Raw genomic sequence first — 24013 nt, 5'->3', positions numbered from 1 at the left:
GTCAACTGCGACCATCGGTCGCATAGCCCGGCGCACAAAAAAAACGCCCCAAGCGGGGCGTTAAAAATTCATCTCTTTCCAAAGGAGCTACACAAAAGCTTCAGAGATGAACGTGCTCGGTAAATAAGTTGGCGCGAGTATAGAAAGTTGAAACTAACGAGAAGCTGAGGCCAATATTACAATTTTGATAACCGGCTATTTGTGAACAGATGTTAGTTAATCGCGAGCGAATGTAAGTGTCACAAAATGGCCAGTGGATATTCGGCGATCAAGCGAACTTCTTCCAGATCGGACTCAAAGGCGCTGGAGCGCACGGTGGCCTGGCGCAAGCGCAGGGACAAATCCTTGAAACGCCCACTTTGCACCACGTACTTGGCCTCGATATCCCGTTCCCAACGGCGTTGATCGGTCAGCGGGTTACCCGCCGCATCGCGACGCATGTACACGGCGTTGGCGTTGCTGTAGTCGGCGCCGGTGCCCTTGCCGTAGCGGGTCATGAACGACAGGCCCGGGATGCCGAACGCCTGCATGTCCAGGTCGTAGCGCACCATCCATGAGCGCTCCTTGGGCGAATTGAAGTCGCTGTACTGGATCGAGTTGTTGAGGAAGATCGAATCAGACTGGCGCAGGTAGTCGAAGTCATCGTCGCCATTGTTGCGCTGGTGCGACACGGCCACGCTATGGGCGCCGACCTTGACCCCAAGCCTGGCGCTCCAGATGTTGTTGTCGAATTCGCCGAGCCGTTTGCGGCCTTCGTCCACGGCCTTGTAGTAGTTGAAATCGCCGAACAGTGACACGTCGTCGGTCAATGCGTAATTGGCATTGCTGCCGAAGTAGTACTGGTCCCAGGCGTCCTTCAAGCGGCTGCTGTACAGGCTAAAGCCCAGATGGCTGTTGAGCTGGTAGTCACCACCGAAGTAGGCGATCCAGGGCGAGTCGACCTTGCCTGCATAGAAGGTGGCAAAGCCTTTGTTCATGCCGCTTTCACTGGGCTGGCTCATGCCGCTCAGGCGCCCGCCTTGCAGGCTCAAGCCTTCCAGGCTGGTGTTTTGCAGGGTGACGCCGCGAAAGCTCTCGGGCAACAGGCGAGAGTCGCCGTAGGCCACCACCGGGGTGAGTGGGAACACGTCGCCGGCCTTGATCACCGTGTCCAGCACGCGCAGTTTTGCCGCGCCGCCGATTTTGCTGTAGCTGTTTTCCGGCTGGTTGTCGCTGTTCACCGGCAGCACGCCGAACGAGCCTTTGCCGCCGCTGCGGCCGCTGCCCGAGTCAAGCGTAAGGCCGTACATGGCGAACGCGTCCAGACCAAAACCCACGGTGCCCTGGGTAAAACCGGATTCGAATTTGCCTATAAAACCTTGGGCCCAGGCTTCGGAGTAACCATTGCCAGTGGGGCTGGACTGGCCTTTGCGGTCATCGCGGTTGAAGTAGAAATTGCGTGCCAGCACGTTGATGCGGCTGCCCTCGATAAAACCCTCGGGTGTGTCTTGCACCGCCACAGCGGTCAGGGGCAACGCGGCCATCAATGAAAAGGGAAGGGTGTAATGACGAATGCTCATGATGCGCTCCTCGGTGATGGCAGTTATCAGCTTCTTATAGAGGCGGGCGTTCTTATTGATCTGGCCCTGGCTGATAGTTGCAAACGGCGTATAACAGGCGCATTGCATGAAGATTACGATTCTGGAAACTAATGGCCATCTAACAAATAAGTAATGTTCTGGTGAACCTGGCGTCAGGGTGGGTTGGTTAATCTCGACACTGAACTTTTCAGTCGAGGAAACTGCGATGAGCTTTTATAAAGTAGGTTTAGGGGTATTAACGGCTGTGTTGTCATTTGGCGCACTGGCCGAAGGTGGCGGGGATCGCACCTTTGCCCTGATGATGGAGCGCAATGAGAAAGCCATGGCCGCCTACGCCATAAAAAAAGGCAAGCCGGTGCCCGAGGTCCAGGCTTACCGCTACGGCATGGACTTGGACATCGCCAAGGTCGTCAACGTGACGCCGCCGATCCGCTCATGCAACGTCGTGCCGTCGCGCATGACCTATGAAGACTCCAGCGGCAAGCTCAATACCCTGGAATATCAGGTCATGGGCGTATGCCGTAACAATGGCAGTTGAAAATATAGTTCGGCTCAGGGCTCAAGCGCTCTTCAGAAAACCCCGGCAGCGCCGATGCAAGTGAGAACACCCACCTCACTTGCCTAACGGTGCCCCATGTTCAATACCCGCCTGAAGCAGGAGCTGACCGCTCTGCGCGAAGAATTGTCGAGCTTGCTACAGGTGAAAGAGAGCCTGGAAAGCGAAATGCTCGTCCTGACGCTGGACGCCGAGGGCCGGGTGGAGTGGGCGAATGCCAACTTCCTGCAGGAACTGGCTTATTCATTGAGTGAGATTGTGGGGCGTGCAATCGAAGACCTGGTACCGGCCCATGTGCGCCAGGATGAGTTTCAGTTGCGCTTCAAGCACGCCCTGGCCCGCGGCGAACACTTCGCCGGCGCCGTGCGCCTTATGCGTGGCAATGGCAAGGAAGCGTGGTTGCGCTCGATCGTGCAGCCGGTGCGCAGTTCACAGGGGCATATCAAGCATTTTTCGATGTTCTCCAGCGACCTCACCCGCACCATCGAGAGTTCGCGTGAGCATGAAAACCTGATCACCGCGCTGATGCGTTCCACCGCGTTGATCGAGTTCGACCTGGACGGAAACGTGCTCACCGCCAATGACCGCTTCCTCAGCAGCATGGGGTACAGCCTGGCGCAGATCCAGGGTAAACATCACCGTATGTTCTGCGAACCGCAGGAATACAACAGCGCCGAGTACCAGCAGTTCTGGAAGCGCTTGAACGCCGGTGAGTTCGTGGCGGCGCGCTTCAAGCGCGTGGACAGCCACGGTCGCCTGGTGTGGTTGGAAGCCACCTATAACCCTGTGCTGGACGCCAACGAACGGCTGTACAAAGTGGTCAAGTTCGCCACGGTGATCACCGACCAGGTTAACCGCGAGCAAGCGGTGGCCGAGGCCGCCAACATTGCCTACAGCACCTCCTTGCAAACTGACGACAGCGCCCAGCGCGGCACCACCGTGGTCACCCAGGCGGTGGACGTGATGCGCGACCTGGCCCAACACATGCAACAGGCCGGCGAAGGTATCGAGGCGCTGAACGCTCAGTCCCAGGTGATCGGCAGCATCGTCAAGACCATCAGTGGCATTGCCGAGCAGACCAACCTGCTGGCGCTCAACGCCGCCATCGAAGCCGCGCGTGCCGGTGAGCAGGGGCGTGGCTTTGCGGTGGTGGCCGATGAAGTGCGGCAACTGGCTTCACGCACCAGCAAAGCCACCGAGGAAATCGTCGGCGTAGTGCGCCAGAACCAGGACATGGCCCGCGATGCGGTTGCGCTGATGGCCGACGGTCGCCTGCAAGCCGAGCAAGGCCTGGCCCTGGCAGCCGAGGCGGGTACGGTGATTGTGGAAATTCAGGACGGTGCGCAAAAAGTGGTGAGTGCGGTCGGGCAGTTTGCCAATCAGTTGTCGAGCTAAAGAGCACGTTCGGACACCAAACTCGATTTTGGCGACAACAGAACCCAAATGTGGGAGCTGGCTTGCCTGCGATAGCATCACCTCGGTGTACCTGATGTACCGAGGTGTTTGCATCGCAGGCAAGCCAGCTCCCACATGAGTTTTGTCGTGTTTTCAGGTGCGCGGCATGCACTCGATAGTGCGGTTTACCACGGTCTTGGCCATCTCCAGCAAATGCCACGCGGCATGGATTCTGGCGCGGTCGTGGGGTTGCAGGTGATCGCAACAGTCCCACACGGTGGCAGAGGCGCTGTTGATCAGGTGTGAGATATAGAGTTGAGCGTCTTCGAAGCTGAGGTCTTCGTTGACGACGAGGCAGTCCATGGGTGGATCGGGAAGTGCTTTGGTCATGGTGTAACTCCTATTAACTCAAAGGAGCCGACCCGTCGCGACTAAACGTTGGGTGGCGGCTGTACGCAGGTTAGTCGACCGGCAAATAGGCAAAGTCCGGCGCACCCGAGGGCGCCCTGCGCACAGCCACCATAAAACCTCATGGAGGACCATGCGCCTATTAAATCCGAGCGACTAAACCCGATCACTGAAAAGGCAGTGACGGACCGAAGACTAGCCATCGATTCCAACAGGCACAAGGCGGCAGGGATTGTCTCGGAAACGTCCTGCAATTTAAAGGGACACAGCTTGCTGGCCCTTTACAAACCATGACCAAATGCCAGCAACACCACTACATTCAAAATGTGGGAGGGGGCTTGCTCCCGATAATGGTGTGTCAGTCAATATATTTGTCGCTGATACACCGCTATCGGGAGCAAGCCCCCTCCCACATTGAATGCATTCCAAGTCTTGGATCAGCGTCCGAGCATCTTTACCCAACGCGACGGCGGCATGCCGTAGGTGCTGCGAAATTGCCGGGTCATGTGGCTTTGGTCGGTGAAGCCGGCGGTCATTGCGGCATCCACCAGAGATTGGCCCTGGGCCAACAAGTGACGCACCAGGTCCAGCCTGCGCATGGTCAGGTAGCGGTAGGGGCTGGTGCCGAACAACAAGCGAAAATCCCGCGATAACGCCCAGCGGTCGCGGTCGGCATGGTCGGCTATTTCATCCAGGGTGATGCTGCGGCCCAGGGCGCTGTGGATAAATTCACGGGCGCGTTCGGTGGCCACGTAGTCGAAGGATTTACGGCTGACGACGGCACCGGATGCCTCGCTCAGGGCCTGGGCCAGGTCGAACATGGCGTCTTGCTCTTGCATCGGGTCAATCGGGCAATCCAAGCTTTGCAGCAGCACTTCGCTGGCGCGGTGCAGCCGAGGGTCGGTGGACAGGCCGCCGGGAATGAAAGGCAAGGGTTTGCCGCCGAGGATCTGCTGGATTAGCGCCGGCTCCACATAAATCATCCGGTACTTGAAGCCTTCATCGCTGCCGGCACGGCCGTCGTGGGTTTCGTCCGGGTGAATCACCATGGTGGTGCCGGGCATGCTGTGGGTCATGCCACCGCGATAATGAAAACTCTGCACGCCGAACAACGTGCGCCCGATGGCGTAGGTGTCATGGCGATGGGGGTCGAATGCGAAACCGGCAAAGTACGCCTCGATACGGTCCAGGCCACTGGCGTGCGGCGCGCGGTGCAGCCAGTCGAGGGAGTGGGTGGGTTTGCCCATGGTGACTTGTCACAGAAGGAGGTGGGAACACGTTAACCGAGTCTGCCGCGGTTGTCTGCCTGGGGTCTTGTACGATTGTGCAGGCGTCGGGTGGTGCAGATTGCTAGCGGATCGCTGACCGCCCGTGTTAAGAAGCCTTACTTTCAACAGTGAGGCCGGGTCATGAGCAAGGTGCGGGTAGGTATTATTTTTGGTGGCCGTTCGGCTGAGCATGAGGTCTCGCTGCAATCGGCGCGTAACATCGTCGATGCCCTCGACCGTTCGCGCTACGAACCCATCCTGATCGGTATCGACAAGGCCGGCCACTGGCACCTCAACGACACATCGAACTTCCTGATCAACCAGGAAAACCCGGCCCTGATCGCCCTCAACCAATCCAACCGCGAATTGGCGGTGGTGCCCGGCAAGGCCAGCCAGCAGGTGGTGGAAACCTCCGGGCAGGGCCTGCTGGAACATATTGATGTGATCTTCCCGATTGTCCACGGCACCCTTGGCGAAGACGGTTGCCTGCAAGGTTTGCTGCGTATGGCCGACTTGCCTTTCGTCGGCTCCGACGTGCTCGGCTCGGCCGTGTGCATGGACAAAGACATCAGCAAGCGCCTGCTGCGTGACGCCGGTATTGCCGTCACGCCGTTCATCACCCTCACCCGTGGCAACGCGGCGCGCACTTCCTTTGAAGCGGCGGCGAACAAGCTCGGCGTGCCGATGTTCGTCAAGCCCGCTAACCAGGGTTCCTCTGTGGGCGTGAGCAAAGTCGGCAACGAAGCCGAGTACCTCGCCGCAGTTGAGCTGGCGTTGGGTTTTGATGAAAAAGTGCTGGTGGAGTCCGCCGTTCTAGGCCGTGAAATCGAATGCGCCGTGTTGGGCAATGACCACCCAATCGCCAGCAGTTGTGGCGAGATCGTGGTGAGCAACGGCTTTTATTCCTACGACAGCAAATACATCGACGATCAGGCCGCACAAGTGGTGGTGCCTGCGGCTATCAGCCGTGAAGCCAGCGAGCGAATTCGCAGCTTGGCCATTGAAGCCTTTGAGGTGTTGGGTTGCGCAGGGCTGGCGCGGGTGGATGTGTTCCTGACGAATGAGGGCGAAGTCCTGATCAACGAGATCAACTCACTGCCTGGTTTTACCCGCATCAGCATGTACCCCAAGCTGTGGCAGGCGGCGGGCATGAGCTACAGCGAGTTGGTGAGCCGGTTGATCGAATTGGCGCTGGAGCGACATGCGGGGCGCAAGGGGTTGAAGATCAGCCGCTGATTGCTGGTGGCTCGCGGTTCAAGGGCTGCTTCGCAGCCCAGCGGGAGCAACCTCCCTCTCCACAAGGTACGGTATGTCCGTCAGGTCGTACGAGCAATCCACGAATAGATCAATGTCTTCGGCTCCTCCAAGTGATGCGTCCTCCTGCGATAGCTGGCAAACGTCGGTGACGTGCAATAAGTGCACACGTCACTCACCTCGATCTGCTCGCGCTTGACCCCCGCCGCTTGCAGCAACAGCAGCCCATACCCGCTCAAGTCAAACCAGGCACTTCCCGCTTGCCTGGCGTGGGGCGGTGTAATGTGCGGAGCTTGTAGCGGTGTCGGTTGCTCAATGCTCCAGGGCGCCTGGCTGTCCTCCCATAGGTGGCCTTGATCCGCTTGGAACTGGGCAATGAACGTTTCACTCACCTCATAGCAGCAAGGCTTGATCGACGGCCCAATTGCCACCCGCAACTGGGCCGCGCTAATGCCTTCATCGATAAAACGCTGCACGGCATTGCCGATAATCCCGCGTTGCAGGCCCTTCCAGCCGCCATGAATGGCGGCCACTAAATCACCGCCTGCGATCAGGATGGGCAAACAGTCGGCCGTAATGACCGCAATTGGCTGCCGGCTCCGGGTGAACACCCCGTCAGCCTCAATCGTGTTGGCCGGCTGACCCGGCTGCCACTCGATCACTGACGCGCTGTGCACCTGTTTGCAAATAAACACGTCATCAGGGCGCAGCGGATCGTCAATCGAGCAAAAACCGTGATCCACGCCGGGGAGGGCATTGAGGTTACGGGCTTTGTTCACCGTGCATTCTCCTTTGATCAAAACACCCTAGTCGCCCAACGCCTCGCCTTCACGCCGAGGGTCGGCGCCGCCGCTCAGCGACACCTTGCCCTGGGCATCCCGCGTGCGCACGATGGCCTGTACGCCGCTGGTCATATCGATCTCGCTCAGGGCATGGCCCTTGTCCTTGAGCGCTTGTTTGAGCGCAGGGCTGAACAGGCCGGTTTCCAACTCAGTTGCGCCATTGCGGCTGCCGAAATTCGGCAGGCTGATGGCCGCTTGCGGGTCGAGCTTCCAGTCGAGCATGGCCACCAGGGATTTGCTCACGTACTCGATGATCTGCGAACCGCCCGGGGAGCCCACGGTGGCCAGCAACTCACCACTGTTGCGATCGAACACCAGGGTTGGAGCCATGGCCGAGCGCGGGCGCTTGCCGGGTTGCACGCGGTTGGCCACAGGCTGGCCGTTTTCTTCGGGGATGAACGAGAAATCGGTCATCTGGTTGTTGAGCAAAAAGCCCTGGACCATCACGTGGGAGCCGAACGCCGCTTCCACGGTGGTGGTCATCGACACCGCGCCACCCTGGTCGTCCACCGCCACCACTTGCGAGGTGGAGATGCGCAGCGGCGAGCGATCCGGTGCATACGCCACTTGAACGCCCTCCGGTTGGCCAGGCTTGGCGACCCCCATGCTGCGCTCGCCGATCAGCGCGGCGCGCCGGGCCAGGTAGTTGGGTGCAACAAGGCCGGCAACCGGCACGGGGGTGAAGTCTGCATCGGCCACATACAGGGCGCGATCGGCAAAGGCCAGGCGCCCGGCTTCGGCGATCAGGTGCACGGCCTCGGGTGTCGGTTCAAGCCCGGCCGGCGAAGTACTCTTGTTCGGGGTCATCGGCGCGATCGCCAGGCGCGGGTCGCGGGTCTGCAGCGCCTGCAAGGTGCCAAGGATCTGCGCCACGGCAATCCCGCCAGAGGAGGGCGGCGGCATCCCGCAGATTTTCCATTGTTTGTAGTCGGTGCACAGTGGGGCGCGCTCCTTGGCGCTGTAGCCCTTGAGGTCGGCTACGGACAAGCTGCCGGCATTGTGATTGCCCTGCACCTTGCGTGCGATCTCATCGGCAATCGCCCCGTGGTACAGCGCATCCGGCCCTTCCTTGGCGATGCGCTTGAATACCGCGGCCAGCGCCGGGTTTTTCAACAGCGTGCCGGTGGCTTTGGGCGAGCCATCGGCATTCAGGAAGTACGCCGCCATCTCGGGCGATTGCACAATAAAGCGATCCGCCGCGATCAAGCTATGCAAGCGCGGTGAAATGGCAAAGCCCTGCTCCGACAGGCGGATCGCCGGCTCGAACAGCTTGGCCCATTGCAGATGGCCGCTCTTCTTGTGCGCCATTTCCAGTGCGCGTAATACACCCGGCGTGCCGACAGAGCGCCCGCCAATTTGCGCATCGGTGAACGCCATCGGCGTGCCGTCGGCCTTCAGGAACAAGCGCTCGGTCGCCCCCGCCGGTGCGGTCTCGCGGCCATCGTAGGCCTGCACGTTTTTGCCATCCCATAGCATGATGAACGCACCGCCACCAATGCCGGAAGACTGTGGCTCTACCAGGGTCAGCACCGCTTGCATCGCAATCGCCGCGTCGATGGCCGAACCGCCTTGGCGCAACATCTCGCGTCCGGCTTCGGCAGCCAACGGGTTGGCAGCGGCGGCCATATGGTGCTCGGCGTGGCGGGTACTCAGGTCAGTGCGATAGCCCGAACCCAACTCCGGTGCCGGTGGTTGTTCGGTGACAGACGTGTGGCAGGCCGCAAGGGCCAGGGCTGCTGCGATGACCGTCAACTGACGGCGGGAAGTCAAAAGCACGCGCTGAACTCCGTTCATTTTGAGAATGATCTGTTGTCCTTCGGGAATTGCGTTTTACAGATAAATCGTGCCTTGCATATACAGCACCGCCTTGCCGGAGATAATCACGCGGTCGCCCTTGAGTTCACAGCGCAACTGGCCCTTGCGCTGGCCGCCTTGCTCGGCGGTCATCTGCAACTTGCCCAGGCGCTCGGCCCAGAACGTTGCCAGCGAGGTGTGCGCCGAGCCGGTGACCGGGTCTTCATTGACCCCCACATTCGGGCCGAACCAGCGTGAGACAAAATCAAACTGTGTGCTTTTGGCGGTGACTGCAATCCCACGTTTGGGCAGGCCCTTGAGCCGTGCGAAATCCGGTGTCAGTGCCGCCACCTGCGCTTCATTTTCCACCAGCACGATGTAGTCATCGGTGCCAAACACCTCAGCAGTTTCAATGCCCAGTGCGCTCAACATTCCGGCCGGTGGCTCGCAGCGTTGCGGCTGTTTGGCCGGGAAATCCATCGCCAGTTCATCGCCATTGCGCGTCACCCGCAACTCGCCGCTACGCGTTGCAAAGCGCAGCACTTGCGGCGCATCGGCCAGCATATGAATCAATACCCAGGCCGCCGCCAAGGTGGCATGGCCGCACAGGTCTACCTCGACTTCGGGGGTGAGCCAGCGCAGCTCGTAGAACTCGCCACGGGGTACAAAAAACGCGGTTTCCGAGAGGTTGTTTTCAGCCGCGATACTCTGCAGTTGCTCGTCGGGCAACCATTCGGTGAGCGGGCACACCGCCGCCGGGTTGCCGCCGAAGGGGTGTTGGCTGAAAGCGTCGACTTGGTAGATGTCCAGTTTCATCGGGGCACTCCGCATTTTAGGGAGGCTGGACACTAACAGTGGGGGTGGGGGGCGTCAAAATACAGTTGGGGAGTTTTTTACGCGCACAAAAAAACGGCCTACCTTTCGGTAAGCCGTTTTTAGTACTTGGTGGCTACACAGGGACTTGAACCCCGGACCCCAGCATTATGAATGCTATGCTCTAACCAACTGAGCTATGTAGCCAAGTGGCGCGCATTATTCGCTCGGAACGGCAATGCGTCAAGTCTTTTTGTTGAGTTTTTTTTCTACGCTTTCAACCGTTTAACCGAAAACGCTGCTTTGGGTGACAGGCGGCAGGGAGGCTAGCTGGCGGATGCGCTCTGTAGCGGGGGGCAGATGCAGAGCATTGGCGTCTATCAGGCCAAGTCTGACAGTGTTGGGCAGATATCCCTGTCGCCCAACGCTTGCCCGGCTAATTCAGCTTAGCGATGCAGGGGGGTGTGGGTCACGCGCTTGAGCTGTTCGCGTGCCCGTGACAGGCGCGAGCGCACGGTGCCGATAGGGATGTCCAGTACGTCGGCGGTGTCCTGATAGCTACCGTCGGTTTCCAGTGAAGCGTACAGCGTCTTGCGCATCTCTGTCGGCAAGTGATCGATAGCGCTCAGGGTATTTTCCAGGCGCCGGTTGATCTCAAACTCCCAATCCAGACTGTGGGTGTCTTCCTGGCCATGCCACAGCGACTCATCGAATTCGCAATGTGCGGGTTTGGCATACAGGCGCCGAAAGTGATTGCGGATCAGGTTCTGCGCGATGCCACACATCCAGGTGCTGAGCGTTGCGGTGCCGCTGAAACGTTCGCGATTACGCCAGGCTTCCAGGTAGGTCAATTGCAAAAGATCATCCGCATCTTCCGGGTTAAGCACGCGTTTATGAATAAAGCGGCGAAGCTTTTTCTGTTGATCGTCTGTCAGATGAAGCATGAATTGAGGCGAATTGCCACCAAGGTGAACTAAGGCTTCAATAGGAATATTCATGATTTTTTCCTTAAGGTAGACGCAGTCGAAACGTATCGACAGGAACCCGATTGCACTGCTTGTGCCAAACAGAAAAAATCACGTAACTACTTAATTTATATATATAAATATCTTGAATTGATGCTTTTTTACGCAGGCTTTTGCACGTGAGGATTAGAGGTCCGTGCAAGTATTTTCAAACGTGCCGTCGTCTCGAATTTCAATGGAACCGTATGGGGAGGCTTTGCCACACAGAGACACACTCTTCCTGAACTGGCCTGTCCATGAAAGTCGAATCGCGCAACGATGTGCCAACGGTCCAACGCCTGGATCAACCTGTTATCAGCAATACTGCCGTGCCTGCGCCTGCGAAGGGTGTTGATGAACTGGCCCAACTGTTCAATCAGGAAGTAGAGCTCAATAAACTTCCGCTGGCCCAGCGGCAGATGGCCCAGCGCGTGCCTGCTGCGGAACAACTGGTGCAGCTTTATGACCAGTTGGGGCATCCGGCCCAGGCGAGCATGGCCTCGGTTTCTCGCCGCATCAGAATGCAGTTACTGCAAAACGCCAGCGTCGACAAATTGCTCGACCTCACAGGCGGCGACCCGGCGCGTGCGTTCGTGGTCCTCAAGCACGTGGCAGGCCAGGCGGACGCTGAACTGCGTAAATCCGAGGCTGCCTTGGCCCGCGCAGCCATTGCCAAATTCGAGGCGCGTTTCAAGGGAGAAATCCAGGCTGGCCTGAACATTGCCGTAGCATTGCAAGCAGCCGGCGCGGACCCGCAGGAACGCCAGGCGCTCCGCGCGCTCTACTATGCCAGCGTGGTCACGCGCCAATCGCTGGCGACCATGATGCAAGCCCTGCTGGGCGTATACGGCGGCGAGCGCTTCTATGAAGGGCTCAATGTGATGCGTAAAGCCTTGGCAGACGATATCGCGGCCCGGGTGTCATCGATGCCCACCCCACTGTTGCGTTCTGTGCTGCTGGGCCTGCGAAGTTGCGGGCAGTTGGGCACCGTATTGGCCGATTGCCTGGCGTTCAACCTGCGACTGGGCATCGATCATGACGCCGTTTCCCTGCTGCAGCGCCTGCTTGGATACGCCGATAGCGGCATCGCCGCCGATGAAATCCTGCGGTTGGGGAATGAGATGGGGAGTGGTTCGCCCTCCAGGCAACTGGCAGCTCTCAACGCGCTTTACCCTCTTATCCGGCAGTTACCGTTGGCCTTATGGTCTGACAGTAGAGTCCGCGAGGAAACCTTGTTCAGGTTTGTAGCGGTGATGGACGAGCTGAACCGGATCGACGGTGGTACCCAGCGTTTTCCTGAGTTGGCCGGGGTTATGACGTGACCCTGCTGTCGACCATCAACGGCTTGCTGCTCAAAGTGGCACAGCGCGCAGAAGTGCTGGGCGCCGTGGTGGTCATGGCCATTGTCTTTATCTTTATCGTGCCACTGCCGACCTGGCTGGTAGATATTCTGATTGCGCTCAATATCTGCATATCTTGCCTGTTGATCGTACTGGCGCTTTATCTACCAGGCCCTCTGGCGTTCTCATCGTTCCCATCGATCCTGTTGCTGACCACCATGTTTCGTTTGGCGCTGTCGATTGCGACCACGCGCTTGATCCTGCTGGAACAGGACGCCGGTGACATCGTCGAGGCCTTCGGCAATTTCGTGGTGGGGGGAAACCTGGCGGTAGGGATGGTGATCTTTCTGATCCTGACCCTGGTCAACTTCCTGGTGATCACCAAGGGCTCGGAGCGGGTCGCCGAGGTGGCGGCGCGGTTCAGCCTGGATGCGATGCCGGGCAAACAGATGTCTATCGATAGCGATCTGCGTGCAGGGCTGATTGACGGCATGCAAGCGAGGGACAAGCGTGAGCAGTTGTCGCGTGAGAGCCAACTGTTCGGGGCCATGGATGGGGCCATGAAGTTCGTCAAGGGCGACGCTATCGCCGGCTTGATCATCGTCGTGGTCAACCTGTTGGGCGGCTTCTCCACAGGAATGTTCCAGCACGGCTTGAGCGCAGGCGATTCGATGGCGTTGTATTCGGTACTGACGATCGGCGATGGCCTGATTGCACAGATTCCGGCGCTGCTGATCTCTTTGACTGCGGGCATGATCATCACCCGTGTTGCGCCGGATGGACGCAAAGGCGTCAGTAACATGGGCGTCGAAATTGCCCGGCAAATGACCAGCGAGCCCAAGAGTTGGGTGATAGCCTCGGTGGGAATGCTTGCGTTTGCCGCGGTCCCTGGCATGCCTACCCTGGTATTTATCCTGATCGCGCTGATCACCGGCAGCGTGGGTTACTACCTGGTGCGCCAGCGTCAACACCAGGCAGGGCCTTCCAACGAGGCCGCCGAAGTCGTTCGCCCTGAAGAGAACGGTAAAGAGGACTTGCGCGGCTTTGACCCGTCGCGCCCTTACCTGTTGCAGTTTTCCCCTGTTCTGCGTGGCACGCCTGAAGTGACGAATCTGATTCACGGGATTCGCCAGGCGCGAAATTCGCTGGTCGCCAATATTGGCCTGACATTGCCGCCGTTCGAAGTCGAGCTCGATGACTCCCTGGCCCCCGATGAGATGCGCTTTTGTGTGCATGAAGTCCCCATGGTCAGGGCGTCAGTGGTCAATCATATGGCCGTTGAGCGCATGGCGCTTGAGGTTGAGCCAGAGCACGCCATCGCCGGGTTGGCTGAGCGCGATGAGCAGGATTGGCTCTGGTTGGCCCCTGACGATCCGCTGCTTGATGATCCGCAACTGGAGCGCTTCACCGCCACGAGCCTGATCCTGGAGCGTATGCGCAAGGCGATGATGCTCAGCGGGCCACAGTTCCTGGGGATTCAGGAGAGCAAGTCGATCCTGAGTTGGCTTGAGCATAATCAGCCGGAACTGGTGCAGGAACTGCAGCGCATCATGCCGCTGTCGCGTTTTTCTGCGGTGTTGCAGCGCCTGGCCAGTGAAGGTGTCCCCCTGCGGGCGGTGCGCCTGATTGTCGAATCGCTGATCGAGTACGGACAGCATGAGCGTGAGCCGGAAGCCCTGGCCGACTATGCACGCATTGCTCTCAAGGCGCAGATCTATCACCAGTACAGCGAGGCCGACGGCCTGCACGCCTGGCTGTTGTCTGCGCAAAGCGAAAACATCCTGCGCGAAGCCCTGCGCCAAACCCAGACCGGGGTGTTCTTTGCGTTGGACCAGGATCACAGCGCGGCGTTTATCAACCTGCTCAATCAGGCCTTTACCTTGAGGGCCAAGAGCAAAAGCGTGATGTTGGTGGCGCAGGACTTGCGCAGCCCCTTGCGGACTCTATTGCTCGAAGAGTTCAACCATGTACCGGTGCTGTCTTTCGCTGAGTTGGGGAGCGCATCCAAGGTCAAGGTGTTGGGGCGCATTGACCTCGGTCAGGAAGCATTGATGCGTGGCGCAGCGGCATGATTTCGCAGCCATGGACAGTACGAAGGAGGGCTCGATGATGTATGAGTTACGCGTGCTTGATGGGCTGCGCCAGGGCGCTGCGTTGCCGTTGTTCGGCGAGCGATGGAGCATCGGTGCCCAGCCGGACGCTGACCTGGTGCTGAGCGATCCAGGGGTCGCCGAGCATCATGCCCTGCTGCAGTTTTGCGACGTTAACTGGTCGGTGCAGGCCCAGGCGCAGTTGGTGTACGGGACTGATGGCCAGGCCCTGGCGCAGATCCCGAGCCTGGCGTTGAACGTGCCCTTTCTGGTGGGTAGCGTGAGATTGTGCGTCGCCTTGGCAGATCATCCATGGCCTGAGCCTGTGCCTGAGGCCCCGGTATCTGCGGCATTGCCATCACCGGAACAACCTGTGCAGACACTGCCGTTATCGTCGATATCACCCTCGCAGCAAAAGCGGTTGATCAGCCTGATGCTGGTGGTGGCGGTAGTCATCGCAGTGGTGGGCATGGTTTCGACAGGGGAGCATGACGCGCAGGCTTCCCTGATGCCATCGGTGATTGGCAAACACGAATTGGGCTCACCGTTTGATGTGCGTCAGCAGTTGTTGAAAATGCTCGGCGAGCGTGAGCTGAGCCAACGGATCGACCTGCAAGTCATCAACGGTCAAGTCGTGCTCAACGGCGATGTTTCCCAGGACGATGTGGAGCTGGTGTCGCGGATGCTCAGCCGCTTTGGTGAGCAATTCGACAGTATGGTGCCGGTGATCAGTCGTGTACGTGTGCGAGATGACGCCTTGCCGTTCAGGATCGTGCAAATTGTCGGCGGACCTAACGGTCATGTGGTTCTGGAAGAGGGTAGCCGGCTCTTTTTGGGGGATCAGGTGGACGGCTTGCGCCTGGTGCTGATCGACAACAGCAAAGTGGTTTTTGATGGCGCACAGCGTTACGAGGTGCACTGGTGAGTACCTCCGAGCAAGCGCGTCTGGACGCCTGGCAGCAACGCCAGGCCCAGGCGCTCGGCAGCTTTGCGCCGGTGTCCATGCGCGGGCGAATCCAGCGCGTCAACGGCATGCTGCTGCAGTGCCGGCTGCCTCAGGCGCGTATCGGTGATTTGTGCCAGGTGGAAAAAGGTCCGGGTGACTGCATGCTCGCTGAAATCATTGGTTTTGATCAGCAGGATGCGGTGCTCAGTGCCCTTGGGAACCTGGAAGGCGTGCGCGTGGGGGCGCCTGTCGAGCGCCTGGGCGTGTCGCATAGAGTGCAAGTCAGCGAGGCGCTCCTGGGCCAGGTTCTGGACGGTTTCGGAAGGCCGATTACGGGCCAGGGTGCCAGCGCATTTGTCGAATCCGAACTGCCGGATACCAGCCCGGTGTTATGTGAAGCGCCCTTGCCCACCGAGCGGCCGCGTATCAACCGTGCGCTGGCCACCGGGGTGCGGTCCATCGATGGATTGATGACGCTCGGTGAAGGCCAGCGTGTCGGTCTGTTCGCCGGGGCCGGTTGTGGCAAAACCACCTTGTTGGCCGAGATCGCCCGTAACGTCGAATGCGATGTCATCGTGTTCGGCTTGATCGGCGAGCGGGGGCGCGAGCTGCGTGAGTTTCTCGACCATGAACTCGATGAGCAACTGCGCTCTAAAGCGGTACTGGTGTGTGCCACGTCTGATCGCTCCAGCATGGAGCGTGCCCGCGCCGCTTTTACCGCCACGGCACTGGCTGAAGGTTTTCGGCGCAAGGGCCAGCGGGTGTTGCTGCTGATCGATTCCCTGACCCGTTTCGCCAGGGCCCAGCGTGAAATCGGCCTGGCTGCCGGCGAACCCCTGGGGCGCGGAGGCCTGCCGCCTTCGGTGTACAGCTTGCTGCCGCGCTTGGTGGAGCGCGCCGGGTTGACCCGTGACGGCGTGATCACAGCGATCTACACAGTGCTGATTGAGCAGGACTCCATGAACGATCCGGTGGCCGATGAAGTACGTTCATTGCTCGACGGCCATATCGTGCTGTCGCGCAAATTGGCTGAGCGTGGGCACTATCCGGCGGTGGATGTGTTGGCGAGCCTTTCACGAATATTGAGCAACGTTGCGAAGCCAGAGGATATTCAGGCGGGCACGGCGTTGCGACGGTTGTTATCGGCGTACCAGCAGATCGAGTTGATGCTCAAGCTGGGCGAGTACCAGCCTGGCAGCGATGCGTTGACGGACCTGGCCGTGAACAGTCGCCAGGCGGTGGACGGTTTCCTGCGCCAGGATTTGCGTGAGCCGACACCGATGGCCGTCACGCTGGAGCAACTCAAGGAGCTGACGACCTATGTCCCCTTCTGATGTGCTGCACGGTGAAGTGCAGATGCTGCGTTGCCTACGCAGGCACAGGGCTGATCGTGCCGAACGTGCCCTGCGTGAGGCCAAGCGTGCGCAGCAGGCCCTGCTCGCGCATATCCAGCAGGCCCAGGATGCACTTGAACACACTCGGCAGGAGCAAGCCCGGCAAAGTGCTGAGTTGCTCAGTCAGCACCAGGGCCAGCTCTTGACCTTGGCGGGCCTGAAATCCTGGAACGCACAGGAGCGCTCCTTATCCGCCAGTACCCAGCGCGAAGAGGGGCAGCTTGAGGCGCTGCGCAACCAACGGCAAGAAAAGGAACACCACGTTGGCAGTGCCCAGAGGCAAGCCACCGAATGCCTGCGGCAGGTGGAAAAGTTACAGGAGCTATCACTTTTGCTTGCACAGGAGCCGACATGACCCAGGTTGCGAATAAACCCACCGAACGACCCCCCCTGCGTGAGCCCCGCGAAGAGCGTGACTCGGGAGCAGCGGGCATGGTTGCGTGGGAACAAGGGCGACTGTTTACGCGGTTGTTTGCGGGTGATGGGGAGGGCGCAGGGACGAGCGCCTCCTTGTCGCGAAAAAAATCTGCGGCCGGTATTGCCATGATCGAGGCGCTGGCCGAACAACTGACGCCTCGTGTGTTGGCCGGTTCGCAGTGGCCGTTGCAGGCAGTGTTGTACTTGCCACGCCTGGGACGGATCAACGCCAGCGTGCGCCGAGAGCAGAGCGGCTGGGCCATTGAATTGGAAGCGGAACACGACGCCACGGCCCGCTGGCTCAGCGGCGTACGGCAACAGTGTGAGGACCGTTTTACGCAAGCGCTGGGTCTGCCGGTCAGCCTGCTTCTGCCAAGCGTCGGCAACCCATGATCGTACCGCTACTGACATTACCTTCGATCAAGAGCGACGGGGTTGCCGCGCGCCGCCAGCTGGGCCGCGGCCTGTACCTGCCGTTCCATGTTGCGGGTCAGGCCGGTGAATTGCGGCTTGAGCCTGGACGTGCGCCTGTTGGCGGTGACGTGGTGTGCTTCGACACGCAGTGCGGTGTGCTGGCGCTCGCTAAGGCGGGGCCGTTGCTTAGCCTGCTGGGTGAATGTCCGGTGACCCTTGCAGGGGCCGACAACGAACCGGATTCCTGGTTCTGGACGTTGTTTCAGTATTACCTGAGCCCCGAAGTGCGAGCGCTGTTGGGTTATGTGCGATTGCTACACACCGCGCGACCAAAAGGCTTTGGCTGTCGCCTCACCGTGACCCTGGGGGCATCGTGGGTTGAGGGTTATGTGTGGTTGAGCCCCGAAAACTTTTTGGCGTTGTACGAGGCGGGGGCCTGGCGGGCCACGGCTGCGCCGCTGCCGTTGTCGTTTCAACTGGCAATTGCCGTGACCCTTGGGCGGTTGCGGTTACCGATTGTACAGGCCGGCAGTCTGCGAGCTGGCGATGTGCTGGTGCTTGAACAGACCTTTTTCCAGGCCCGGGGCAGCGGCTATGTGTCGGTCGGCAGAGAGCGCCTGCATGGCGGCATTGACGATGACACCGGGTGGTTACGTTTCACTCTTACTTCTATCGAGGACGTGTCTGTGGACGAAGATTTAGATGTACCTCATCACTCGGGGCATGAAGACGATGAACCCGTAATGGACGTATTCGGCCCCGAGCCGTTCGATGAATTGAGCATGACGCTGAGCGTACGCTGCGGAACACTGAACCTGACCCTGGGGGAGTTGCGTAACCTCGTGCCCGGCTCGGTACTGGGCATTACCGGCTTTGCCCCAGGCATGGCGGGTCTGTTTTATGGTGATCGGCCCATCGGCCAGGGGCAGTTGGTGGAAGTTGACGGGCGCCTTGGGTTGCAGTTGTCCCGAGTGGTGTTCGGTCGATGATACTTCAAGGGCTGGACCCGATCGTCCTGGCGATATTTCTGGGCGCGCTGTCGTTGATGCCCATGCTGTTGGTGGTCTGCACAGCCTTCTTGAAAATCGTGATTGTGCTGATGATTACCCGCAATGCCATCGGCGTACAGCAAGTACCTCCGAGCATGGCCATCAACGGAATCGCTCTGGCGGCTACCTTGTTCATCATGGCGCCGGTGGGGTACGAAATCGCCGAGAATATCAAGGCGTCGCCTCTGGACATGAGCAACGTGCAAACGTTTCTGCATACCGGCAATGAGGCCATCAACCCCTTGCGTGCATTCATGTTGCGTAATGTGGACCCGGATGTGCTGACCCATCTGCTGGACAATACCGCACGTCTGTGGCCTGCGAAAATGGCTCAGGAGGTACAGCGTGAGGATCTTATCCTGCTGATCCCGGCCTTTGTGCTTTCGCAATTGCAGGCGGGGTTCGAGATCGGTTTCCTGATCTACATTCCCTTCATTGTGATCGACCTTATTGTTTCCAACCTGTTGCTGGCGTTGGGTATGCAGATGGTCTCGCCGATGACCATTTCCCTGCCGCTCAAGCTGCTGCTGTTTGTGCTGGTGTCTGGCTGGTCGCGGTTGCTCGACAGTCTGTTCCTTTCCTATCTCTGAGTGGCGTATGGAACCTATCGTGCTGTTCAAGCAGGGCATGTTGCTGGTGGTTGTACTGTCTGCACCGCCGCTGATCGTGGCGGTGGTGGTGGGGGTGCTGACCTCTTTGGTACAAGCGCTGATGCAGATCCAGGACCAGACATTACCCTTTGGTATCAAACTAGTGGCGGTGGGTGTCACATTGATCCTCACGGGCCGATGGATTGGCGTGGAGTTGATCCAGCTGATCAACCTGACGTTTGAAATGATCGGCCGTTCGGCCCTGAACTAAGGCGTTGCCTGTGCTGCTTTATCTTGAGTATCTCCCCAGCCTGTTGATCGGCATGGCGCGTATCTACCCCTGTGGCATCCTGGTAGCGGCGTTTTGTTTTCAACATGTGCGCGGCCTGCCCCGGCACACCATCGTGATGGTCATGGCGTTGTTGCCCGCTCCAGGTATTCATGCTGCTTTGGCAGGGCAGGACTATTCAGCATTGATGCTCGGTGCGCTGATGCTCAAGGAGGTAGCGTTGGGGTTGCTGCTGGGGGGGTTGTTGGCGATGCCGTTCTGGATGTTCGAGTCGGTGGGAGCGCTGCTGGACAACCAGCGTGGAGCCTTGGCCGGTGGCCAACTTAACCCGTCACTGGGGCCGGACGCGACGCCGATCGGGCACATGTTCAAGCAACTGGCGATTTACTTGCTGATGGCCATCCTGGGGTTGGGCGCGCTCACCCAGGTAATCTGGGACAGTTACCTGATCTGGCCACCCACCGTGTGGTTTCCGCTTCCAGCAGCTAATGGCATGAGCGTATTTGTTGGGCTGCTCAGTGACACATTCATGCACATGATGCTTTATGCCGCGCCCTTTATTGCCGTGCTGTTGCTGTTGGAGTTCGGTATCGCGTTACTGGGGGTCTACAGCCAGCAATTGCAAGTGAGTACCTTGGCTCCGCCGGTCAAGTGCCTGGCGGGAATCGGTATTTTGTTGCTGTACTTCGCACTGTTACAGGATCTTATTGTCGGGCGTATGAGCCAGCTGGGTGACCTTAAGCACTACCTGGGGCTTTTGTTCAAGGTCTCGGCGCCGTGAGTGATTCGGGGGAAAAAAAGCATCCGGCGTCCGCCAAGAAGCTGCGTGACCAACGTAAGAAAGGTCAGGTTGCGCAGAGCCAGGATGTGAGCAAGCTGCTGGCGCTGACGGCTATCAGTGAGGTCGCTTTGTTCACTGCCGAAACCAGCTTGCAACGCTTTCAGCAACTGCTGGTGTTGCCGATATCACGCTTGGGCCAGCCGTTTGCGCGGGTGCTGGAAGAAGTGCTGGTGGAGGGCCTGGTGATGTTTTTCTCGTTCTCTCTGTTGATGGCCGGGCTTGCGATTGCCGCGAAGCTGATTGCCAGTTGGATGCAGTTCGGCCTGCTGTTCGCGCCGGACACGCTGAAGATGGATTTCAATCGCCTCAACCCTATCAGCCAGATCAAGCAGATGTTCTCTGCCCAGTCGTTAATGAATCTGCTGATGAGCATCGCCAAGGCGTTCCTACTGGGCCTGATTGTGTACGTGGTGGTCTGGCCCGCGTTGGGGGCGTTGATTAACCTTGCCAACAGCGACCTGCAGAGTTATCTGCTGGCGCTGATCGCGTTGTTCCGTCACCTGCTGCATGCCTGCCTGGGGCTGTTGCTAGTGTTGGCGCTGATCGATCTGACTTTGCAAAAGCACTTCTTCGCCAAGCGTATGCGCATGACACAGGTTGAGGTCGTCAAAGAGTACAAGGACATGGAGGGCGACCCGCATGTGAAAGGCCAGCGCCGTCAGTTGGCGCAGGAATTGGCGCAAGAGGAGCCGAAGGTCAAGCTGCCCAAGCTGGAAGAAGCCGACATGTTGGTGGTCAACCCGACGCACTTTGCAGTCGCGCTGTACTACCGCCCAGGCGAGACGCCTTTGCCCCTGCTGATCAGCAAGGGCACGGACGACGAAGCGCGAAAACTGATCGCGCGCGCAAAGGTCGCCGAGGTCCCGGTGATTCAATGTGTGTGGCTGGCCCGCACGATCTATACCAAGCAGCTGGGTGCAAGCATTCCTCGCGAGACCTTGCAGGCCGTAGCGTTGATCTACCGCACCTTGCGCGAGCTGGATGACGAAGCCAAGCGCGAAACGCTGGAATTGCCTGAGCTTGATCAGCGCTGATCAGCGACTGGAGCCTGGGTCCAGAGCGCTGAGATTGGCCAGCGAGAGCATCCTGCTGAGGATCCTGCCCGGATTGCAGTGGGAGGAGGGCAATGCGTGCCAGATCACCAAGGCGCCCTGGGTATCGAGATAGATAAAACAGCCATCAAACACCTGTGCCTGCTCAAAGCGGCGCTGCAATACGCGTTGTAGTTGCCCGGCTTGCAACGCTTCGCGAATGATGTGCAAGGCCAGTCCAGGGTGATTACCCGCGTTGAGCGCGCGCACCTCGATGCCGCGAGTGAGAACCTGGTGAGTGGCAGCGCCGCTCACCAGGTTCTCCAGAAATACCTGGCGTGGTTCGTCGGGTATTTCCTTGATGCTCATCGTTCCAGCGATATCGTCTGGTAATCCGCTCGCTCCCCGGAAGGGCCGGGCTCGACGCGCATGTGAGATGGCCACCAGATCACCATCTTTTGTGCGGTCGATTGCGGGCGTGAGCAGGAGTCGCCTTTGCACGTTGGGGTGCAAGCGCTGACAAGCAGCGCCGCACCGATCAGAGTGACGCACAACAATTGATGTTTCATGGGCGGACCTTTTGAGATGGCGTAATCAGGGTGGGGCGCGGTACGCTGAGGTGTTCATCCTTCACCACCGGACGCATGGCAATAAATACCTCGGCCTCCTCTCCCGGTTTCAACCAGGCGTGTGGCCACACGGTGACGGCAAGCGTTTGCGAGTTGCTGCATTCTTTTTCATCGATGCGCACATTGCGGTTGAACTGGTTGCGTAGTACTACGACTGCAACGTTGTACTCAGGGCCTGCATACCATTGGCTGCGCTCGGTACTCAGTGCGAGCAGGTCGCGGGTGCTGCACAGCGTGTTCAACCCCAGAGGCATTGGCGCCAACTTGAAGGCCTTGGGCACTTGCCCAGTCACCAGGTGCGCCAGGGTACTGATCACGTCGCTACGCTTGATCACCGGCTGGTGAGGGGCGTTACGCCTGGCCAGCGGTGCCAGCGCCGCCTGCAATTGGGCCTGATCTGCCTGGGGTAAATAGCGAGACGGATCGGCCTGGTCGCCGATGACGCGCGGCGTGATGATAAAAAGGCGTTCACGCCGATTGTTCTGCCTTTCGCTGGAAGAGAACAGCGCCTTGCCCAGCAACGGGATATCACCCAGCAGTGGCACCTTGCTTTGCCTGTCGGTGCTTTCCGTGACGTGGAAGCCGCCTACAACCATAGAGCGCTTTTCCGCCATGACGGCCTGGGTGCTGACGTTACCGCGGCGAACATCCAGGTCCCTGAGGTTACGGTTGGGGTTGGATTCGTCGAACGTGCCGTCCTCGATATCCACGACCAAGTGAATCTGATGGCTGCCGCGGCTGGTGATGACGCGGGGTATGACCTGAACGCTGGTCCCCACGGTGACCGGCAAGATGGTTGCGTTCTGCCGACCTGGTGTCAGGTATTGAGTGCGGTTGAAGTCGATCACCGCCGGCTGGTTTTCCAGGGTGAGCACGGACGGGTTGGAAACCATAGTCGCCAGCCCCTTGGCTTCCAGGGCGCGTATGTCGGCATAGAACCGTTCGCGATTCTCAAGCGACAACTGTTGGGATGACGAACCTGCACGGAACCGGCTGTTCTGAAACCCCCAGTTCACGCCGAACTCATCCAACTGCGTACGCTCGATATCCAGAATGATCGTGTCGATCTCCACCAGTTTGCGCGCCACATCGAGTTGTGCGATCAACTCGCGGTACATGGCCTGGCGCTCTGGCAGGTCATAGATCAGGACTGCGTTATTGCGAATGTCGGCTTCGACGCGAATCCGGCTGCTGGGTATCGGTGCACGCGGGGGGAGTGTGGCGCCAATATCCAATGGCATGGTGTTGCTGTTTGTACCGAGTATCTGCCCCAGCATGGGATTGCTCAAGCGGGGAACATTCGGCGCAATAGGCGAGGGCTGTGAGGAAGGGCGCTGGCTCAGCACCGAGGAGATCGGATTTGAACGGGGCTCCAGCAGCCCTTGCACAATGCTGGAAACACCGGCAATGGTCAGCTTCTGGCCGCGGTAATCCACTTGACGATCAGCGGCATTGGCGAACTTCAGCGGGAAGCTCAGCACCGTCTGTTTTTCATCCACGGTGCGGCGTTGGCTGCTGAACTGCTTGATTTGTTCGATATAGCGCCGAGGTCCGGAGACGAGCACGACGCCATCCTCGGGCAACTCACCCCAGCCGAAGCGACTATCGAGCAGGCCAATATCAGTGAGCGCCTGCTTGAGGTCGGCAATGGTCTCAGAGGAAACCTCCAGGCGCGCGGACTCTTGCTGGTCCAGGGTGCTGATGTAGAGTGTGTTGTTGTACAGATACCATTGGAAGCGATGTTCTACTCCCAGCCGGTCGAGCAAGGATTGTGGGGTATTGGCGCGTATCTTGCCGTTGACGGTGCCCTCCAGCAGGCCCTCTATTTGCAGTTGCGTACCGAAGGTTTGGGCGAAGTCGTCGAGCACGTCCCGAACTGGCTTATGCTCGGCTTCATAAGCGTAGGCGGTGTTCTTCCATTCGGCGGGGATCGCCGCCACCGCGCTTTGAGTTGAAACCAGCAGCCAGGAAAACAGGAACACATTCCGCCAATGGGCTCTTTTGAATGAAGCATCAGGCGAGTCAAGGCACAAGCGGCCGCCCTTATGGGTCTTGTTAGGCATAGACAG

General features: G+C 59.2%; 24 protein-coding genes and 1 tRNA gene. 14 read left to right on the top strand and 11 right to left on the bottom strand.

Annotated elements, in window-relative coordinates; translation table 11 throughout:
* Nucleotides 1–239 precede the first annotated feature (239 nt).
* Nucleotides 240–1559, bottom strand: coding sequence for an OprD family porin (locus tag E4P01_RS10540; RefSeq protein ID WP_216090706.1), 1320 nt, complete (start codon nt 1557–1559; stop codon nt 240–242).
* A gap of 226 nt (nt 1560–1785) precedes the next feature.
* Here E4P01_RS10540 and E4P01_RS10535 point away from each other — a divergent pair, with 226 nt between their 5' ends.
* Entirely contained in the window at nt 1786–2118 is a 333-nt protein-coding gene (locus E4P01_RS10535; protein WP_216090707.1) for a DUF2790 domain-containing protein, read from the top strand.
* 96 nt (nt 2119–2214) lie between these two features.
* Nucleotides 2215–3531 (top strand): PAS domain-containing methyl-accepting chemotaxis protein, encoded by a 1317-nt coding sequence (locus tag E4P01_RS10530; protein WP_032878035.1) that lies wholly within the window; start codon nt 2215–2217, stop codon nt 3529–3531.
* A gap of 153 nt (nt 3532–3684) precedes the next feature.
* On the opposite strand, the gene E4P01_RS10525 is transcribed toward E4P01_RS10530, so the two are convergent.
* Nucleotides 3685–3921, bottom strand: a complete 237-nt coding sequence (locus E4P01_RS10525) for a hypothetical protein (RefSeq protein WP_057701723.1) — start codon at nt 3919–3921, stop codon at nt 3685–3687.
* Nucleotides 3922–4376: 455 nt separating this feature from the next.
* Nucleotides 4377–5186: an AraC family transcriptional regulator gene (locus E4P01_RS10520; protein WP_216090708.1), complete on the bottom strand. Its 810-nt coding sequence runs from the start codon at nt 5184–5186 to the stop codon at nt 4377–4379.
* Between the two features lie 162 nt (nt 5187–5348).
* Here E4P01_RS10520 and ddlA point away from each other — a divergent pair, with 162 nt between their 5' ends.
* On the top strand, nt 5349–6443 hold the full coding sequence (gene ddlA, locus E4P01_RS10515) for a D-alanine--D-alanine ligase (protein WP_216090709.1): 1095 nt from the start codon (nt 5349–5351) through the stop codon (nt 6441–6443).
* An 80-nt stretch (nt 6444–6523) separates the two neighbouring features.
* Here ddlA and E4P01_RS10510 read toward each other — a convergent pair whose 3' ends face one another.
* The 5 genes from E4P01_RS10510 to E4P01_RS10490 form a co-directional block, all read right to left on the bottom strand.
* Entirely contained in the window at nt 6524–7240 is a 717-nt protein-coding gene (locus E4P01_RS10510) for a polyphenol oxidase family protein (protein WP_216090710.1), read from the bottom strand.
* Between the two features lie 27 nt (nt 7241–7267).
* A complete protein-coding gene (gene ggt / locus E4P01_RS10505) occupies nt 7268–9097 on the bottom strand; it encodes a gamma-glutamyltransferase (RefSeq protein WP_216090711.1) in 1830 nt (609 codons plus the stop codon).
* A 36-nt stretch (nt 9098–9133) separates the two neighbouring features.
* A complete protein-coding gene (locus E4P01_RS10500; protein ID WP_032878029.1) occupies nt 9134–9913 on the bottom strand; it encodes a PhzF family phenazine biosynthesis protein in 780 nt (259 codons plus the stop codon).
* Between the two features lie 127 nt (nt 9914–10040).
* Nucleotides 10041–10117, bottom strand: a tRNA-Met gene (locus E4P01_RS10495).
* A gap of 239 nt (nt 10118–10356) precedes the next feature.
* A complete protein-coding gene (locus tag E4P01_RS10490) occupies nt 10357–10908 on the bottom strand; it encodes an RNA polymerase sigma factor (RefSeq protein WP_078820225.1) in 552 nt (183 codons plus the stop codon).
* A gap of 263 nt (nt 10909–11171) precedes the next feature.
* Between E4P01_RS10490 and E4P01_RS10485 the strand changes: the two genes are divergently transcribed.
* Genes E4P01_RS10485 through sctU form a run of 11 tightly spaced genes read left to right on the top strand, consistent with a single transcriptional unit; the run spans nt 11172 to nt 21318 of the window.
* On the top strand, nt 11172–12236 hold the full coding sequence (locus tag E4P01_RS10485; RefSeq protein ID WP_078820226.1) for a TyeA family type III secretion system gatekeeper subunit: 1065 nt from the start codon (nt 11172–11174) through the stop codon (nt 12234–12236).
* On the top strand, nt 12233–14326 hold the full coding sequence (gene sctV / locus E4P01_RS10480) for a type III secretion system export apparatus subunit SctV (protein ID WP_032878025.1): 2094 nt from the start codon (nt 12233–12235) through the stop codon (nt 14324–14326). Before E4P01_RS10485 ends, sctV begins: the two co-directional genes overlap by 4 nt.
* Before the next feature lie 37 nt (nt 14327–14363).
* Nucleotides 14364–15269, top strand: coding sequence for an FHA domain-containing protein (locus E4P01_RS10475; RefSeq protein WP_216092218.1), 906 nt, complete (start codon nt 14364–14366; stop codon nt 15267–15269).
* On the top strand, nt 15266–16624 hold the full coding sequence (locus tag E4P01_RS10470; protein ID WP_290443038.1) for a FliI/YscN family ATPase: 1359 nt from the start codon (nt 15266–15268) through the stop codon (nt 16622–16624). The genes E4P01_RS10475 and E4P01_RS10470 overlap by 4 nt, the downstream gene beginning before the upstream one ends.
* A complete protein-coding gene (locus E4P01_RS10465) occupies nt 16611–17039 on the top strand; it encodes a YscO family type III secretion system apparatus protein (RefSeq protein WP_032878023.1) in 429 nt (142 codons plus the stop codon). Before E4P01_RS10470 ends, E4P01_RS10465 begins: the two co-directional genes overlap by 14 nt.
* Nucleotides 17036–17494, top strand: coding sequence for a type III secretion system HrpP C-terminal domain-containing protein (locus E4P01_RS10460; RefSeq protein ID WP_078820228.1), 459 nt, complete (start codon nt 17036–17038; stop codon nt 17492–17494). The genes E4P01_RS10465 and E4P01_RS10460 overlap by 4 nt, the downstream gene beginning before the upstream one ends.
* The gene (locus E4P01_RS10455) at nt 17491–18504 is read left to right on the top strand and encodes a FliM/FliN family flagellar motor switch protein (protein ID WP_216090712.1); all 1014 of its coding nucleotides are present in this window, start codon (nt 17491–17493) and stop codon (nt 18502–18504) included. Before E4P01_RS10460 ends, E4P01_RS10455 begins: the two co-directional genes overlap by 4 nt.
* Complete coding sequence (gene sctR, locus E4P01_RS10450; protein ID WP_078820229.1) at nt 18501–19154, top strand: type III secretion system export apparatus subunit SctR; 654 nt, start codon at nt 18501–18503, stop codon at nt 19152–19154. The genes E4P01_RS10455 and sctR overlap by 4 nt, the downstream gene beginning before the upstream one ends.
* Nucleotides 19155–19161: 7 nt before the next feature.
* Nucleotides 19162–19425 (top strand): type III secretion system export apparatus subunit SctS, encoded by a 264-nt coding sequence (sctS, locus tag E4P01_RS10445; protein ID WP_014716816.1) that lies wholly within the window; start codon nt 19162–19164, stop codon nt 19423–19425.
* A gap of 10 nt (nt 19426–19435) precedes the next feature.
* Nucleotides 19436–20224 (top strand): type III secretion system export apparatus subunit SctT, encoded by a 789-nt coding sequence (gene sctT / locus E4P01_RS10440; protein ID WP_216090713.1) that lies wholly within the window; start codon nt 19436–19438, stop codon nt 20222–20224.
* On the top strand, nt 20221–21318 hold the full coding sequence (sctU, locus tag E4P01_RS10435; RefSeq protein ID WP_032878016.1) for a type III secretion system export apparatus subunit SctU: 1098 nt from the start codon (nt 20221–20223) through the stop codon (nt 21316–21318). The genes sctT and sctU overlap by 4 nt, the downstream gene beginning before the upstream one ends.
* Here sctU and E4P01_RS10430 read toward each other — a convergent pair whose 3' ends face one another.
* From E4P01_RS10430 to sctC, 3 genes are read right to left on the bottom strand one after another with little or no spacing between them, the layout of a single operon-like run.
* Nucleotides 21319–21684 carry a hypothetical protein gene (locus E4P01_RS10430; protein ID WP_032878015.1) on the bottom strand — a complete coding sequence of 122 codons (366 nt, stop codon included), beginning with the start codon at nt 21682–21684 and terminating at the stop codon, nt 21319–21321. It lies immediately after the preceding gene.
* Entirely contained in the window at nt 21681–21884 is a 204-nt protein-coding gene (gene hrpT / locus E4P01_RS10425) for an HrpT family type III secretion system protein (RefSeq protein ID WP_078820232.1), read from the bottom strand. Before hrpT ends, E4P01_RS10430 begins: the two co-directional genes overlap by 4 nt.
* Nucleotides 21881–24007: a type III secretion system outer membrane ring subunit SctC gene (gene sctC / locus E4P01_RS10420; protein WP_216090714.1), complete on the bottom strand. Its 2127-nt coding sequence runs from the start codon at nt 24005–24007 to the stop codon at nt 21881–21883. The genes hrpT and sctC overlap by 4 nt, the downstream gene beginning before the upstream one ends.
* Nucleotides 24008–24013 lie beyond the last annotated feature (6 nt).

The sequence above is a fragment of the Pseudomonas sp. NCIMB 10586 genome (genome assembly GCF_023127895.1).
Classification (GTDB): domain Bacteria; phylum Pseudomonadota; class Gammaproteobacteria; order Pseudomonadales; family Pseudomonadaceae; genus Aquipseudomonas; species Aquipseudomonas synxantha_A.
Note: the sequence above shows the minus strand (reverse complement) of the source record. Positions and strands in the feature narration are given on the sequence as shown.

Coding starts and splice junctions, on each gene's coding strand:
- sctS (WP_014716816.1), top strand. CDS start 19,162: ATGGAACCTATCGTGCTGTTCAAGCAGGGCATGTTGCTGGTGGTTGTA.
- E4P01_RS10455 (WP_216090712.1), top strand. CDS start 17,491: ATGATCGTACCGCTACTGACATTACCTTCGATCAAGAGCGACGGGGTT.
- sctC (WP_216090714.1), bottom strand. CDS start 24,007: ATGCCTAACAAGACCCATAAGGGCGGCCGCTTGTGCCTTGACTCGCCT.
- ddlA (WP_216090709.1), top strand. CDS start 5,349: ATGAGCAAGGTGCGGGTAGGTATTATTTTTGGTGGCCGTTCGGCTGAG.
- E4P01_RS10430 (WP_032878015.1), bottom strand. CDS start 21,684: ATGAGCATCAAGGAAATACCCGACGAACCACGCCAGGTATTTCTGGAG.
- sctR (WP_078820229.1), top strand. CDS start 18,501: ATGATACTTCAAGGGCTGGACCCGATCGTCCTGGCGATATTTCTGGGC.
- E4P01_RS10475 (WP_216092218.1), top strand. CDS start 14,364: ATGTATGAGTTACGCGTGCTTGATGGGCTGCGCCAGGGCGCTGCGTTG.
- E4P01_RS10540 (WP_216090706.1), bottom strand. CDS start 1,559: ATGAGCATTCGTCATTACACCCTTCCCTTTTCATTGATGGCCGCGTTG.
- E4P01_RS10535 (WP_216090707.1), top strand. CDS start 1,786: ATGAGCTTTTATAAAGTAGGTTTAGGGGTATTAACGGCTGTGTTGTCA.
- E4P01_RS10530 (WP_032878035.1), top strand. CDS start 2,215: ATGTTCAATACCCGCCTGAAGCAGGAGCTGACCGCTCTGCGCGAAGAA.
- E4P01_RS10525 (WP_057701723.1), bottom strand. CDS start 3,921: ATGACCAAAGCACTTCCCGATCCACCCATGGACTGCCTCGTCGTCAAC.
- E4P01_RS10465 (WP_032878023.1), top strand. CDS start 16,611: ATGTCCCCTTCTGATGTGCTGCACGGTGAAGTGCAGATGCTGCGTTGC.
- ggt (WP_216090711.1), bottom strand. CDS start 9,097: ATGAACGGAGTTCAGCGCGTGCTTTTGACTTCCCGCCGTCAGTTGACG.
- hrpT (WP_078820232.1), bottom strand. CDS start 21,884: ATGAAACATCAATTGTTGTGCGTCACTCTGATCGGTGCGGCGCTGCTT.
- E4P01_RS10500 (WP_032878029.1), bottom strand. CDS start 9,913: ATGAAACTGGACATCTACCAAGTCGACGCTTTCAGCCAACACCCCTTC.
- E4P01_RS10485 (WP_078820226.1), top strand. CDS start 11,172: ATGAAAGTCGAATCGCGCAACGATGTGCCAACGGTCCAACGCCTGGAT.
- E4P01_RS10520 (WP_216090708.1), bottom strand. CDS start 5,186: ATGGGCAAACCCACCCACTCCCTCGACTGGCTGCACCGCGCGCCGCAC.
- E4P01_RS10460 (WP_078820228.1), top strand. CDS start 17,036: ATGACCCAGGTTGCGAATAAACCCACCGAACGACCCCCCCTGCGTGAG.
- E4P01_RS10490 (WP_078820225.1), bottom strand. CDS start 10,908: ATGAATATTCCTATTGAAGCCTTAGTTCACCTTGGTGGCAATTCGCCT.